We start from the raw sequence: 14662 nt of genomic DNA on the forward strand, positions 1-14662 counted from the left end.
CAGCTGATCTCCCTCCTTGAGGGGGAGATGGCCGGCAGGCCAGAGGGGGGCGCCGTAGACCGCAACCCCTGCCGCTAGCTCCCTTTTCACAATCGCACCGCCTTCCCGCTGCGCACGCTCTCGTCGGCGGCAAGGCAGACGGCGAGCGATTTCACTGCGTCCTCCATATGGCGGGTGAGATCGATATCCTCGCGGATCGCCTTGAGGACAAAAGCTTGTTCGAGATCGCAGAGATCCTGGTGGCCGGGTTCGCCCTCCATCGACAGCATCTCGTCCGGCTTGGCGAACTTGCCGTCCGCGCCGGTTTCCGCACTGTGCAGGCGGATGGTCGACGTCTTGGTGTGGGTGTCGATGTCGTCGGACTTAACGCCTTCCTTCATGACGATCGACACGCAGCCCTTCGGCGAGATGACATCTTTGACGAAGAAAGCGGTCTCCGAAATCATCGGTCCCCAGCCGGCCTCGTACCAGCCGACCGAGCCGTCATCGAACAGCACCTGGAGGTGGCCGTAATTGTACATCGTGGGCGCGACCTCGTCGGTCAGCCGCACGCCCATGCCGCGCACCTCGACCGGCCTGGCGTCGGTGATCTGCAGCATGACGTCGAGATAATGCACGCCGCAGTCAACGATCGGCGAGGTCGTGCGCATCAATTGCTTGTGCGTCTCCCAGGTGTGGCCGGAGGATTGCTGGTTGAGGTTCATGCGGAAGACATAAGGGCCGCCGAGCTTGCGCGCCTCGGCGATCAGCCTGATCCAGGACGGGTGGTGGCGCAGGATATAGCCGATCACCAGTTTCCTGCCGTTGGCCTTGGCGGCTGCGACGACGCGCCTGGCGTCGGCCACCGTCGTCGCCAGGGGCTTTTCGACGAAGACATGGCAGCCGGCCTCGAACGCCCTCACCGCATAGTCGGCGTGGCTGTCGGAATAAGTGGCTATGCAGGCGACATCGGGCTTTTCGTCGCGCAGCGCATCGTCGAAGGAGCGCCTGATGCCGTAGCCCGACAGCCCATCCGGCAGCGGCACGTCGGAGCGGTTGATCAACGCGGCGATCTCGAAGCCCGGATTGGTGTGATAGGCGAGCGCATGGCTGCGGCCCATATTGCCGAGGCCGGCGACGACGACGCGAAGGGGCGATTGCGAATTCACTTGACGGCTCCTGACGTAATGCCGCGGATCAGCTGCCGCGAGAAGATGACGTAGAGGATCAGCACCGGCATGATCGCCAGCGAGAGCGCGGCCAGGATGGCGTTCCAGTTGGTGACGAACTGGCCGAGGAAGAGCTGCGCGCCGAGCGTCACCGTCTTGGTCTCTTCCGACGGCGCCAGGATCAGCGGGAACCACAGGTCGTTCCAGATCGGGATCATGGTGAAGACGGCGACTGTCGCCATCGATGGCCGCACCAGCGGCAGTACCAGCCGGAAGAAGATGGTGTATTCCGACAGGCCGTCGATGCGGCCGGCGTTCTTCAGGTCGTCGGACACCTGTTTCATGAATTCCGAAAGGATGAAGACGGCCAGCGGCAGGCCTTGCGCGGTGTAGACCAGGATCAGCGCCGTCAGAGTGTTGACCAGCCCGCTCGCCACCATCAATTGCAGGATGGCGACGGTGGCCAGCCGGATCGGGATCATGATGCCCAGCGCCAGATAGAGGCCCATCAGCGTATTGCCGCGAAAACGGTATTCCGACAGGGCGAATGCCGCCATGGCGCCGAACAGCAGCACGAAGAACAGCGAGGCGACGGTGACGACGAGGCTGTTCTGGAAATAGTGGATGAAATCGCCCTGGCCGATCACCGTGGTGTAGCCGATCAGGTCGAAGGTCTTTGGCGTCGGCGGTGTCAGCGGCGCGCCGAATATGCCGGCGCGGGATTTGAACGAATTCATGATGACCAGGATCACCGGGAACAGCGCAATCGCCGTGTAGGTCAGCAGGATCGCATGGGCGCCGATCGTGCGGGGCAGCGAACGGGTGGCGGTGCTCATTGGATGGTCTCCTGAGGAGCTACTTTGCCGAGGAACAGCGCCCAGCCACCCCCCTCTGGCCTGTCGGCCATCTCCCCCGCAAGGGGGGAGATTGGCAGCTTTGGCGCCGACACATCTCCTGCATCGCTGGTGGCTGGCGAAGGCCGTGACAACAGCTGATCTCCCCCCTTGCGGGGGAGATGTCCGGCAGGACAGAGGGGGGTGCTCAAGCTCGACATATCGCCCCCTAAAACTGATATCGACGCAGGCGCGTCTGGATGAGGAAGAGGTAGACGCAGACACCGCCGAGGATGATCAGGAACATGATCGTGGCGATGGTCGCGCCCATGTTGGGGTCGCCGACCTGCAGCTGGAAGCCGAAGAATGCGCGGTAGAGGAAGGTGCCGAGAATGTCGGTCGAATAATTCGGCCCGGCGAGCGCGCCCTGCGCGGTGTAGATCAGGTCGAAGGCGTTGAAATTGCCGACGAAGGTCAGGATCGAGATGATGCCGATCGAGGGCAGGATCAGCGGCAGCTTGATCTTCCAGAACTGCGACAGGCCGGTGATGCCATCGCATTCCGCCGCCTCTATGACCTCATTGGGGATCGACAGCAGCGCGGCGTAGATCAGCATCATGGGGATGCCGACGAACTGCCACACCGAGACCAGGCTAAGCGCGGTCAGCGCATACTGCTCCTTGCCGAGCCATGGCGTGAACAGGCTTTTAAGGCCGACCAGGTCCATCATGTGCGGTGCCACGCCCCATAGCGGCGACAGGATGAGCTTCCAGGCGAAGCCGACGATGACGAAGGACAGGATGGTCGGCACGAAGATCGCCGTGCGGTAGAAGGCCGAAAAGCGCAGCCTGGGGCTGGACAGAAGTGCGGCCAGCAGTACGCCGATCGGGTTCTGCACCAGCATGTGGATGATGAAGAACCAGACATTGTTGCGCAGCGCGTTCCAGAAATTCACCGACCAGTTTGGATCGCCGAACAGGGTGCGGAAGTTTGCCAGCCCGACGAAGACTTGGGATTGCTCGATGTTGCGGAACAGCGACAGCTGCAAAGTGCCGGCGAGCGGCAGGATCATGATCGCCGTATAGACGAGCACCGCCGGCGCCAGGAAGACGGCGATATGCCAGCGGATCGGTCTTTTCGGTCGTGCTTGTGCGGCCATGAGTTCGGTCCCCACCGATCAGGTCTGGGAAAATGCTTTCGACAACAGCGGTGCCCCTCATCCTTACCCTCTCCCGGTGAAGAACGGAGAGAGGAGGTCGCCAGCGTTGCGGCAACTCCCTTTCTCACCGTCACTGTACGGGGAGAAGGTGCCGGCAGGCGGATAAGGGGCGGCGCCGTCCTTCGCAGTCGATGCTATCGAAAAACGCTGGGCCGTCCACTTGGAACGGCCCAGCTCATTGCCCGAGCCTTACTTGGCGGGCTTGTACCAACTGTCGAGGCCGTCCTGCAGCTTCTTGGCAGCGGCTTCCGGCGTATCGGTGCCGTTGATGACATTGGCCGATTCGACCCAGGTCTCGTTCTCGAGGTTCGGCGTGCCGCGCGACAGGATCTGGTAGGTCGAGCGGATCGTCGACTTGCACTTGCCGCGCCAGGAGACGAATTCCTGCGCCAGCGGGTCTTCCATCTTCACCGGCGAGGAGTTCAGGCTGAAGAAGCCCGGCAGCGCGTTGGCGTAGATGGTGGCGAAATCCGGCGAGGCCACCCAGGACAAGAAGGTCTTGGCCGCATCCGCATGCTTGGAGCCCGCATTCAGGCCCATGCCGATATCGGTATGGTCGGAGATGTAGCAGGTATCGCCGGCCTTCTCGACCGGCGGCGGGAAGGCACCCATCTTGAACTGGGCCTGAGTGTTGAACAGGCCGATTTCCCACGAGCCGGCCGGGTAAATGGCGGCGCGGCCGAGCGTGAACAGGTTCTGGCTGTCCGGATAGGTCTGCGCCTCGAAGCCGTCGCCGAGATAGGGCTTCCACTTGGCCAGTTCCTCATAGGGCGCGACCCAGTCCTTGTCGGTCAGCTTCTGCTCGCCCTTGATGAGGGCCGCGCGGCCTTCCTCGCCCTTCCAGTAGTTGGGGCCGATGTTCTGGTAGCCCATGGTCGCGGCTTCCCAGAGATCCTTGGTGCCCATCGCCATCGGGATGTAAGTGCCGTCGGCCTTGATCTTGTCGAGCGCGGCGAAGAACTCGTCACGGGTCTCCGGCACCTTGATGCCGAGCTTGTCGAAGGCGTCCTTGTTGTAGATGAAGCCATGGATGACCGACGCCATCGGCACGCAGAAGGTCGCCTTGCCGTCGTCGGTCTGCCAGGCGGACTTGGCCACCGGCGAGAAGTTGTCCATGCCCGGCAGCGAGGAGAGGTCCGCGAGATTGCCCTTCTTGAACAGCTCGAGCGACTTGTCGAACGGGCGGCAGGTGATCAGGTCGCCCGCCGAACCGGCGGCGAGCTTGGCGCCGAGAGCCGCGTCATATTCGGTCGGCGCCGAGGGCGCGAACACCACCTTGATGCCGGGGTTCTTGGCTTCGAAAGCCGGGATCAGCTTGTCCTTCCAGATGGCAAGGTCGTCGCCGCGCCAGCTTTCGATGTTGAGCGTTACGTCCTCGGCGTAAGCCACCCCGGCGGAGCCGAGAATGCTGGTGCCCAGAAGCAGTGCCGTCAGTAGTTTCGTTGTCATGCTCAGTCTCCCTGTTGACCTTTTTCAGGTTCGGTTTTGATGAGAACAGAGGCGTTGCGCCCCTTGCTCCCCTCGCAAGCCTGTTTCACCCCGATGGACACCGGGATGAAACAGGCTCTATTTCTTTGTTCGAGCACGATCTTTTCCGAAAAGCGGTCTCCACTTTTCGGGATCATGCCCCAGCGCGGAAAGGGCCGGCCGCAGCTTCTGGCCGGCCTCTTCCAGTATCTTCTGCGCCGTGTCGGCGCTGTCGGCGCCGGCGGCAAGCAGAATGGCGGTCTTGACCGCACCGCCGCTCTTTTCGAGCAGGCGGGCCGCGTCGTCGCGGCTGCCGCCGCTGATGGCCGCGACGATCCGCGCCGCGCGGTCGCGCAGCTTGCTGTTGTCGGCCATGAGATTGACCATGTAGCCGTCATGGACATGGCCGAGATGGATGGCGGCGAGCGTCGACAGCATATTGAGGGCGATCTTCTGGGCCGTGCCGGCGCCCATGCGCGTCGAGCCGGCGATCACTTCCGGCGGCGTTTCGAGCAGGATGGCGGTTCCAGACAGACGCAGCAGAGCCGAGTCCCGGTTGTTGGCGATGCCGATGGTGGCCGCACCGCGACGGGCGGCTTCCTCGATCGCCCGCAGTGCATAGGGCGTCGTACCACTGGCCGAGATTGCGATCAGGCAGTCGCCCTTGCCAATGCCGGCGTTGGCGACCGCTGTCGCGGCCTCCTCTTTATCGTCTTCGGGGCCGCCGGCCAGCGTTCTGAAGGCCTCATCGCCGCCGGCGATCAGGATGGCGATGCGGTCGCGACGGATGCCGAAGGTGCCAGGCAGTTCCAGCGCATCGGCAAGCGCCATCAGGCCGGAGCTGCCGGCCGCGGCATAGGCGAGCTTGCCGCCGCCCTTCAGGCTACCGGTGATGATCTCGGCCGCTTCGGCGATGGAGGGAATGGCGTTGCGCACAATCTTCGCCGCCTCGACCTGCGCATCGGCCAGCGAAGCAAGGATCGCTTCGGGAGCCTGGATATCCAGCCCCTCAGCATTCCTGTGCAGCGCTTCGGTGCGCGTTTCGGCCATCCCAATTCCTCCAATTCGGAAAACAATACCAAAAAAATACCACTTGTCCACACGCATTAACGAATTCGCCGCATTGAAATCGCTGGCGCAGGTAAATGGCCAAGTTTTTCAGTGAAATACGCTCTAATCTTTTTTGCAGCGGAAATTAACCCTTGGCTATTGGTATTTTATTGGTATTATCGGCCTGGAGGAGAAATCACGTGAAATTCGTGCTTGGCATCGATGGCGGCGGCACCAGTTGCAGGGCGGCCCTGGCAATGGCGGACGGCACGGTGCTCGGCCGCGCCAAAAGCGGCGCCGCCAACATCCGCACCGACCTGACCGGCGCCCGGTCGAACATCGTCGAGGCGGCGCGGCAAGCCTTTGTCGCGGCTGGCCAGGATCCGGACCTGATCCCGCAAACACCGGCCATTCTCGGCCTCGCCGGCGCCAATGTCGGCACCTACCGGCAGCAGCTCGAGGCGATCCTGCCGTTCAGCACCAGCCGCGTCGAAACCGATGCCGAAATCGCGCTGGAGGGCGCGGTCGGTTCCGGCGACGGCGCCATGGCGATCCTCGGCACCGGCACCGCCTACATGGCGCGCAAGAACGGCAAGTCGCGTGCCATCGGCGGCTGGGGCTTCCAGGTCGGCGACCAGGGCAGCGGCGCCCGCATCGGCCGCGACCTGCTCGAACAGACCCTGCTTGCCCATGATGGCGTGCGCGCGCGTTCGGCGCTGACCGATAGCATGATGGCCGTGTTCCGCGACAATCCGGAGGATGTGGTCGAATTCACCACCAATGCCAAGCCCGGCGATTTCGGCGGCTTCGCCCCCAAAGTGTTCGAACATGCCGAAAAAGGCGACGCGGTCGCCAACTGGATCCTCGACAAGGCCGTCGCCGATGTCGAGGCCTCGCTTGGCGCGCTGGAGTTGGCGGATGACGCGCCGCTCTGCCTGCTCGGCGGGCTGGCGCCGCTCTACGCGCCGCGCCTGTCGGCACGCTACCGGGCGCTGCTTCGGGAGCCGCTCGACGATGCGCTCGGCGGCGCCGTGCAGATGGCGGTCCGCCTGTTCGCGCCGAGGGGAGCGGCTCGATGAGCGACGCCGCCGACCAGATCTTCGCCGCGCTGAAACAGTCCTCGCAAAGCGGTGCGCCGCTCTACCTGCAACTGCGCAAAAGCATTGAGGATGCCGTCAATCGCGGTCTGATCGGGCCCGGCGACGCGCTTCCTTCCGAGCGCGACATCGCCATCAAGGCCGATATTTCGCGTGTCACCGTGCGTAAGGCGGTGCAGGACCTCGTCAAGGGCGGCATCCTGGTCCAGCGCCACGGCTCCGGCACCTTCGTGGCGCCGCGCATGGAGCGGGTCGAGCAGTCGCTGTCGCGGCTGACCTCCTTCACCGAGGACATGGCGCGGCGCGGCATGGTTGTGCGCTCGGCCTGGCTCGACCGCGGCCTTTACGCGCCCTCGCCCGACGAGATGATGGTGCTTGGCCTGTCGTCGAACGAATTGGTGGCGCGCGTGGCGCGCCTGCGCATAGCCAACGACACGCCGCTGGCGATCGAGCGCGCCTCGCTGTCGGCCAGCGTGCTGCCGGACCCCGCTGGAATTGGCTCCTCGCTCTACGCAGCCCTGGAATTGACCGGCAACAGGCCGGTGCGCGCGGTGCAGCGCATCTCGGCCGCCAATCTCGGCGACGGCGACGCGCGCCTGCTCGAAGTGCCGCCGGGCATTGCCGGCCTGCACATCGAGCGTATTTCCTATCTGGCGAGCGGCAAGGTGATCGAGTTCACCCGCTCCATCTACAGGGGCGACGCTTATGATTTCGTCGCCGAACTGCGGCTGACAGGGCCGAGCGAAGAGGGCCGACCATGACGACCGAGCCGAACAAATCGACGGAGCCGACCCATATGCGGCGCGAGATCGAGGAGATCCCGCAAGCCGTCGCCCGCCTGCTCGACGGTTCCGGTGCCGTACTTTCCGAAGCCGGCCGCGGCATTCGCGAGCGCGATCCGCATTTCGTCGTCACCGTGGCGCGCGGCTCGTCCGATCATGCCGCTACTTTCATGAAGTACGCGGTCGAACTCACCGCCGGTCTTGCGGTGGCTTCGGTCGGCCCTTCCATCGCTTCGATCTATGGCCGCAAGCTCAGGCTCGGCGGCTCCGCGTGCCTGGCCATCTCGCAGTCGGGCAAGAGCCCCGACATCGTCGCCATGGCCGAAACCGCACGGGCAGGTGGCGCGCTGACCATCGCCGTCACCAACACCGCCGATTCACCGCTGGCGCGCGCCTCGGACCATGCGATCGACATCCTGGCCGGGCCCGAGCGCAGCGTCGCGGCGACCAAGACCTTCGTCAATTCCGCTGTCGCCGGCCTTGCTCTGATGGCGCATTCCACCGGCGACGAAGCGCTTCTCAAGGCGCTTGCCCGCTTGCCCGAGCATTTCGGCAAGGCGATCGCCTGCGACTGGATGAGCGTGCTCGTCGAAACGATCGAAAAGCAGAAGTCGCTGTTCATCCTCGGCCGCGGCCCATCCGCGGCGATGGCTAACGAAGCGGCGCTGAAATTCAAGGAAACCTGCGGCATGCATGCCGAGGCCTACAGTGCTGCCGAAGTCATGCATGGCCCGCTGGCGCTGATCGGCCCCGATTTTCCGGTGCTGGCCCTGGCCGCGCGCGACGCATCCGAACCGTCCGTAGCCGAAGCCGCCGACAGCCTGGCGGCCAAGGGGGCGCCGGTCTTCGTCACCTCGATGCTGGCGAACAAGGCCACACGCCTGCCGCATGTCGCCACCGGCCATCCACTGACCGATCCGCTGACGCTGATCGTCTCCTTCTACGTGTTCGTCGAGGCCCTTGCGCGCCACCGCGGCCTCGATCCGGATACGCCGCGCAACCTTCGCAAGGTGACGGAGACCGTATGAGCGACCGTTTCGCCCTGACTGGCGCCCGTATCTTCGACGGCGACGACTGGCATGACGGTCATGCCCTCGTCGTGCGCGACGGTCTGATCGAGGCCATCCTGCCCACCGGCGCGCTTGCCGCGGATATGCGCCGCGTCGACACCGGCGGCGGCATGCTGGCGCCGGGCTTCGTCGACATCCAGGTCAATGGCGGCGGCGGCGTCATGCTCAACGATCATCCCGATGTCGCCTCGATCGAGACCATCTGCCGGGCGCATGCGCCGTTTGGCACCACCGCACTGCTGCCGACGCTGATCACCGATACAGCGGATATCACCGCCGCGGCGATCGCCGCCGGCGAGGCGTCGGCACTGCGGAAAGTGCCGGGGTTTCTCGGGCTGCATCTGGAAGGTCCGCATCTGTCGATCGCCCGCAAGGGTGCGCATGACCCGGCGCTGATCCGGCCGATGACGGACAAGGACGAGGCGATGCTGATCGCGGCGCGAGGCAAGCTCCCGGTGCTGCTCACCACGATCGCGCCTGAATCCGTCGAGGCGACCCGTGTGGCCGCCTTGGCCAAGGCCGGCATCATCGTCAGCCTCGGCCATTCCGACACCGGCTACGCCACGGCCAAAGCCTTCGCCGAGGCCGGCGCCAGCGTGGTCACGCATCTGTTCAACGCCATGAGCCAGATCGGCAATCGGGAGCCGGGACTGGCGGGCGCCGCCATCGACGTCGGCAGCCTGTCCGCGGGACTGATCGCCGACGGCATCCATGTCGATCCCGCCACCATTGCAATAGCGCTGCGGGCCAAACAGGGGCCGGGCAGGATCGTGCTGGTCACCGACGCCATGGCGACGATCGGCACCGACATGACCTCCTTCACGCTCAACGGCCGCACCATCTACCGCAAGGACGGCAGCCTGCGGCTTGCCGATGGAACGCTGGCCGGTGCGGATCTCGACATGATCTCGGCCGTGCGTTTCACCCATCGCAGCGTGGGCGTGGAGCTTTCCGAGGCCTTGCGCATGGCGTCTCTCTATCCGGCGCAGGCGGTCGGCCAGTCGCACCGGCTCGGGCGCTTCGCCAAGGGCACCGCCGCCGACATCGTTTCGCTTTCGGACGATCTCGACATCAAAAGCGTCTGGATCGGCGGCGACAGTGTTTTTTCGACCAGCGCCGGCGGGCAACGGTGAAAGCCGGCAATGGCTGACGTCGATTGCGTCGTCGCCGGAGCCGGCGTCGTCGGGCTCGCCATCGCCAGGGCGCTCGCCCTGTCGGGCCGCGAAGTGCTGGTGGTCGAAAAGGCCGCTTCGATCGGCACCGTCACCAGTTCGCGCAATTCGGAAGTCGTTCATGCCGGGCTCTATTACGCGCCCGGAAGCCTGAAGGCGCGTTTCTGCGTCGAAGGACGCGAACGGCTCTATGCCTATTGCCGCGAGCGCGGCATCGGCCATCGACGCACCGGCAAGCTGATCGTCGCCGTCGAACCGGGCCAGCTGCCTCGGCTCAATGCAATCCGGGCCAATGCGGAACAATGCGGCGTCGACGACCTCGATTTGCTGACCGCCGCGCAAGCAGAAAGCCTCGAACCGGCGCTGAGCTGCGCCGGGGCGCTGCTGTCGCCGTCGACGGGCATCGTCGACAGCCAGGGGCTGATGCTGTCGCTGCGCGGCGACGCGGAGGCGGCCGGTGCGTCGTTCGCCTTCCTGACCGCCGTCGCAGCGGCGACGGTCGAGGCCGACGGGATTCGTATCACCACGCGCGATGGCGACGGCGAGACGTTCGCGTTGAAAGCCGGCGCTTTCGTAAATGCCGCAGGGCTCGACGCGCAGGCGCTGGCCGGTAGCATCGAAGGGTTCCCGCCAGAGCTCGTGCCGCCGCTCTGGCTGGCGCGCGGCAACTACTTTTCGCTTTCGGGCCGCTCGCCATTCTCGCGGCTGATCTATCCAGTGCCGGTCAATGGCGGCCTGGGCGTGCACCTGACACTCGACCTCGGCGGCAGCGCCCGCTTCGGCCCCGACGTCGAATGGATCGACCAGGCGGCCTATGCGGTCGATCCCGGCCGCGGCGCGGTCTTCTATGACGAGATCCGGCGCTATTGGCCGGATCTGAGGGACGGCGCCCTGCTGCCGGCCTATGCCGGGATCAGGCCGAAACTGTCGGGCCCGAACCAGCCGGCGGCCGACTTCATGGTGCAGGGTCCGGCCGACCACGGCGCGGGCCGGATCGTCAACCTGTTCGGCATAGAGAGCCCGGGCCTGACGGCAAGCCTGGCGCTGGCCGAGCATGTCGTCGGTCTCTTGTTCCCCCGATAGTGCCCAGGCGATCGCACGAAACTGTTCGCGATGCTCCCCGTCCAAACAAGCGGGATGAGGTATCCTTGCCTCGATCGACTTAGCTGGCGGGACTGCTTATGGAAAAAAGATCCTTGTAGGTATCGCGCAGCAGATTCTTTTGCACCTTGCCCATGGTGTTGCGCGGCAATTCGTCGACGAAGACCACGCGCTTGGGATGCTTGTATTTCGCCACGCGCGCGGCAATGGCATTGAGTATCTCGGCAGCGGTGACGGTCGAAGCCGGCAAGCGAACCACGACGGCCGTTACGCCTTCGCCGAAATCGGGATGGGCAACGCCGATGACGGCACTTTCCAGGACGCCGTCAAGCGCGTCGATCTCGCTCTCGAGCTCCTTGGGATAGATGTTGTAGCCGCCCGAGATGATCAGGTCCTTGCCGCGGCCGACGATGTGGACATAACCGTCGGGGTCGATCATGCCGAGATCGCCTGTGATGAAGAAGCCGTCGTCGCGGAATTCCGCTTTGGTCTTTTCCGGCATGCGCCAGTAGCCGGAGAAGACATTCGGCCCCTTGACCTCGATCATGCCGACCTCGCTTTGGGCAAGCGGCCTGCCAGTGTCGGGGTCGGCGATGCGCAACGACACGCCGGGCAAGGGAAAGCCGACGGTGCCGGCGCGGCGCTCGCCATCATAGGGGTTCGAGGTGTTCATGTTGGTCTCGGTCATGCCGTAGCGCTCGAGAATGGCGTGGCCTGTGCGCTCGCGCCAGGCCCTGTGCGTCTCGGCCAGCAGCGGCGCCGAGCCGGAAACGAACAGGCGGATGTTTCTTGCCGCCTCGCGGGTCAGCCCGTCCTGCTGCAAGAGCCGGACATAGAAGGTCGGCACGCCCATCAGCGCCGTGGCGTCCGGCAAGAGCGCGACGACGCGCCCTGCGTCGAATTTCTGCTCGAACAGCATCGAGGCGCCGGCCATCAGGATGACGTTGGTGGCGACGAACAGCCCATGGGTGTGGAAGATGGGCAGTGCGTGGATCAGCACATCGTCCGATGTGAAGCGCCAATAGTCGACCAGCACGCGCGCATTCGAGGCGAGGTTCTCGTGGCTGAGCATGGCCCCTTTCGAGCGGCCGGTCGTTCCCGACGTGTAGAGGATCGCCGCAAGATCGTCGGGACCGCGCGCGACGTCGTGGAAGTCGGGCGATTGCCGCGACGCCTGGTCCGCCAGCGATCCTTCGCCCTTGCCGTCGAGGGTGACGGCAAGAGCTCCGCATTTTTGCGCCAGGGCGTCGATGCCGGCTACCCGTGCCGGATCGCAGACGACCAGCCGGGGCTCGGCGTCGCCGAAGAAATAGGCGAGTTCGGCCAGCGTATAGGCGGTGTTGAGCGGCAGGAAGACGGCGCCGGCACGCAGGCAGGCGAGGTACAGCAGCATAGCTTCCGGGCTCTTCTCGACCTGCACCGCGACCCGGTCGCCGGGCTCGACGCCAAGTTGCAAAAGCGCGTGAGCCAGTTGCGCCGAGCGCGCCAGCATGTCGCCATAGGTCAGCACGCGGCCGTCATCCGTCCGCATCAACAGGCGTCCGGGCTTCGGCATCCGGGACCGGAAAATGTCGAACAGATGATTGCTCATGAGGTCTTCCTGCGTCTGGCGGCGAAAGGCATGCATCGGACGGAGCCGGGCCTGTCTTCCGGTTCGGCCGCTTTGCACGGCGCCAGACTGTTGGTGGTTCTTGCCGACCCGTCAAGCCCGCAAGGGCGGCTCCACGCGGCGGCCATGATCATGTCGCCGGGCGAAAGCGGAAGGCTTTGGCGGTAAAAGGCTGGGGCGGTAGAAGGCTGGGGCGGCAAAGGCTTGGGGCGCGATGCGGCGCTACCGTGGGGTGCGCTCGGCCCTGGCGCTGGCCGGCTCTGATGCTTCGACCTGCTTGAAGCGCTCCATGCACATCGCTGCCGTCAGGCGATAGTGATTGAGCAGGGCTTCGACCGCGGCGTCGGCATTACCGTCCAGCGCATTTTCCGCGATCAGGCGGTGCTCCGCAAAATCGTCGCGCTGGATGCCTTCGCCGTTACTGGCCATTCGGCGGTAGCGGTAGGCGTGATCGGAAAGCTGGTCGCAAAACCCCACCAGCCATCGCGACCGGCAGGCCGAGATCAGCGCACGGTGGAAAGTGCGGTGCAGTCTCTCCCAGTCCGGATTGAGCGACGACAGATCCGTTGGCATGAGACGTGAGGTGCGCCCCAACCGATGCAACGCCAGAACCAGCTGTTCTTCCCATTCGGCGGTGCGGTGGGCGATGGATTCGCGAAGCGCCCGTTCCTCGAGCCAGCAACGGGTACGCGTCAATTCCTCGAGCTCTGCCGCGCTGACCGGCATGATGAAGAAGCCTCGCTGGTCATGCCGACCGAGAAGCCCTTCCGAGGCCAGGCGATTGAGAGCCTCACGAACCGGGGAAGCGCCGGCGCCATATTTGGAAACAACCCACTCAACCCGCAGCTTGCTCTCGGTTTCAAAGGCGCCCCGCAGAAGATCGGCACGGAGTTGATGATAGACAGTGCTGGCGAGCGTACTCTTCGAGCCTGTGCCGTCGTCATTCAGATTGGCAGCTGCGTATGTCAAAATCGGCTCCTTGTCCCCAAATCTGGTCCTGGGCAATTCGAGTCCGAGAAACAGTTCCCTTTCCGTACACGTACCCTACCGCGCGCGCCTCGACGCGCTCAAGCGGGAGATCGCGTCATTGTACTTTAGAACAAAGAAATATGCACGATCCTATATCTGGTCGAACGAAATCGTGTTCGGCTACAACCGGCGGAAATTTAACGTGTTTATATGCAGGATCACCTGTTCTTCCGTGCCTCCGCGCGAACCTCTTTTCCGTCGCGCGCAAAAGACACCGAACAGTGGGACCGAATCAGGCCTTTTATCCTGCCCATGGCTTTTGTCGCGGGGCCAGCCGCAGCGAAGCGCGCAGTGCAGGCCCCCGGGGTTGACCACGTGGGGAGATCCTGGCCTCCATCGGTTCTTGTGCGGTGCTTTTAGCCGGCTGCCTTGTCGGCCGCCGTCCTGATCGCCTCTATATTTGCCCGGTACGCTTCCACGCTGCCGCCCTTGAAGATGGCGGCGCCGGCCACCAGCACATCGGCGCCGGCGGCGGTCACCAGCGGCGCGGTTTCGGGCGACACGCCGCCGTCGATCTCGATGCGGATCGGCCGGCCGCCGATCAGCGCCTTGACCCGCCTCACCTTGTCGACGATTGCCGGAATGAAGGCCTGGCCCCCGAAACCCGGGTTGACGGTCATGATCAGGATCAGGTCGAGCCTGTCGAGCACGTATTCGATCGCACTTTCCGGCGTTGCCGGATTGAGCGAAACGCCGGCCTTCTTGCCGAGATTCCTGATCGTCTGCAGCGAGCGGTCGAGATGCGGCCCGGCCTCGGCATGCACGGTCATGCCGTCGCACCCGGCCTCGGCGAAGGCTGCCAGATAGGGATCGGCCGGCGCAATCATCAAATGGCAGTCGAAGAAAGCCTTGGTGCGATTGCGGATCGCCTTGATCACCGGCGGACCGAAGGTGATGTTGGGGACGAAATGGCCGTCCATCACATCGAGATGGATCCAGTCGGCGCCGGCTGCCGCGACGGCCTCGACCTCGTCGCCCAGCTTCGAAAAGTCCGAAGCCAGCACCGAAGGTGCGATCAAGGTTTTTTTCGTCATGATGACGGGGCCTTTCCGAGCGCCTTTTTCATCTGATCACTGCCTAAAGCG

Annotated in this window: 13 protein-coding genes; 5 read left to right on the forward strand and 8 right to left on the reverse strand. The window is 64.5% G+C overall.

Features of this window, described 5'->3' with window-relative positions; translation table 11 throughout:
• Positions 1 to 86: 86 nt before the first annotated feature.
• The 5 genes from FJ953_RS24795 to FJ953_RS24820 form a co-directional block, all read right to left on the reverse strand.
• On the reverse strand, positions 87 to 1148 hold the full coding sequence (locus FJ953_RS24795) for a Gfo/Idh/MocA family oxidoreductase (protein ID WP_140625253.1): 1062 nt from the start codon (positions 1146 to 1148) through the stop codon (positions 87 to 89).
• Entirely contained in the window at positions 1145 to 1984 is an 840-nt protein-coding gene (locus FJ953_RS24800; protein WP_140491597.1) for a carbohydrate ABC transporter permease, read from the reverse strand. The genes FJ953_RS24795 and FJ953_RS24800 overlap by 4 nt, the downstream gene beginning before the upstream one ends.
• Before the next feature lie 226 nt (positions 1985 to 2210).
• Positions 2211 to 3140, reverse strand: a complete 930-nt coding sequence (locus tag FJ953_RS24810; protein ID WP_140524307.1) for a sugar ABC transporter permease — start codon at positions 3138 to 3140, stop codon at positions 2211 to 2213.
• 249 nt (positions 3141 to 3389) lie between these two features.
• On the reverse strand, positions 3390 to 4649 hold the full coding sequence (locus tag FJ953_RS24815) for an ABC transporter substrate-binding protein (protein WP_140491603.1): 1260 nt from the start codon (positions 4647 to 4649) through the stop codon (positions 3390 to 3392).
• Between the two features lie 117 nt (positions 4650 to 4766).
• Positions 4767 to 5717: an N-acetylmuramic acid 6-phosphate etherase gene (locus FJ953_RS24820; protein WP_140625255.1), complete on the reverse strand. Its 951-nt coding sequence runs from the start codon at positions 5715 to 5717 to the stop codon at positions 4767 to 4769.
• A 200-nt stretch (positions 5718 to 5917) separates the two neighbouring features.
• On the opposite strand from FJ953_RS24820, the gene FJ953_RS24825 reads away from it, so the two are divergent.
• Genes FJ953_RS24825 through FJ953_RS24845 form a run of 5 tightly spaced genes read left to right on the forward strand, consistent with a single transcriptional unit; the run spans position 5918 to position 10921 of the window.
• Positions 5918 to 6796 carry an N-acetylglucosamine kinase gene (locus FJ953_RS24825; protein ID WP_140625256.1) on the forward strand — a complete coding sequence of 293 codons (879 nt, stop codon included), beginning with the start codon at positions 5918 to 5920 and terminating at the stop codon, positions 6794 to 6796.
• Complete coding sequence (locus FJ953_RS24830; RefSeq protein ID WP_140491609.1) at positions 6793 to 7575, forward strand: GntR family transcriptional regulator; 783 nt, start codon at positions 6793 to 6795, stop codon at positions 7573 to 7575. Before FJ953_RS24825 ends, FJ953_RS24830 begins: the two co-directional genes overlap by 4 nt.
• Complete coding sequence (locus FJ953_RS24835) at positions 7572 to 8624, forward strand: SIS domain-containing protein (RefSeq protein WP_140491611.1); 1053 nt, start codon at positions 7572 to 7574, stop codon at positions 8622 to 8624. The genes FJ953_RS24830 and FJ953_RS24835 overlap by 4 nt, the downstream gene beginning before the upstream one ends.
• Positions 8621 to 9799 carry an N-acetylglucosamine-6-phosphate deacetylase gene (gene nagA / locus FJ953_RS24840; RefSeq protein WP_140625257.1) on the forward strand — a complete coding sequence of 393 codons (1179 nt, stop codon included), beginning with the start codon at positions 8621 to 8623 and terminating at the stop codon, positions 9797 to 9799. Before FJ953_RS24835 ends, nagA begins: the two co-directional genes overlap by 4 nt.
• Positions 9800 to 9808: 9 nt before the next feature.
• Positions 9809 to 10921 carry an NAD(P)/FAD-dependent oxidoreductase gene (locus FJ953_RS24845; RefSeq protein WP_140625258.1) on the forward strand — a complete coding sequence of 371 codons (1113 nt, stop codon included), beginning with the start codon at positions 9809 to 9811 and terminating at the stop codon, positions 10919 to 10921.
• A gap of 79 nt (positions 10922 to 11000) precedes the next feature.
• Here FJ953_RS24845 and FJ953_RS24850 read toward each other — a convergent pair whose 3' ends face one another.
• From FJ953_RS24850 to rpe, 3 genes are all read right to left on the reverse strand, one after another.
• Positions 11001 to 12530 (reverse strand): malonyl-CoA synthase, encoded by a 1530-nt coding sequence (locus FJ953_RS24850; RefSeq protein WP_140625259.1) that lies wholly within the window; start codon positions 12528 to 12530, stop codon positions 11001 to 11003.
• Between the two features lie 240 nt (positions 12531 to 12770).
• Positions 12771 to 13517 carry a GntR family transcriptional regulator gene (locus FJ953_RS24855; RefSeq protein WP_140514205.1) on the reverse strand — a complete coding sequence of 249 codons (747 nt, stop codon included), beginning with the start codon at positions 13515 to 13517 and terminating at the stop codon, positions 12771 to 12773.
• A 416-nt stretch (positions 13518 to 13933) separates the two neighbouring features.
• Positions 13934 to 14611 (reverse strand): ribulose-phosphate 3-epimerase, encoded by a 678-nt coding sequence (gene rpe, locus FJ953_RS24860; RefSeq protein WP_140524315.1) that lies wholly within the window; start codon positions 14609 to 14611, stop codon positions 13934 to 13936.
• Between the last annotated feature and the right edge of the window lie 51 nt (positions 14612 to 14662).

It is taken from the genome of Mesorhizobium sp. B2-3-6 (genome assembly GCF_006442305.1).
In the GTDB taxonomy this organism is placed as follows: Bacteria; Pseudomonadota; Alphaproteobacteria; order Rhizobiales; family Rhizobiaceae; genus Mesorhizobium.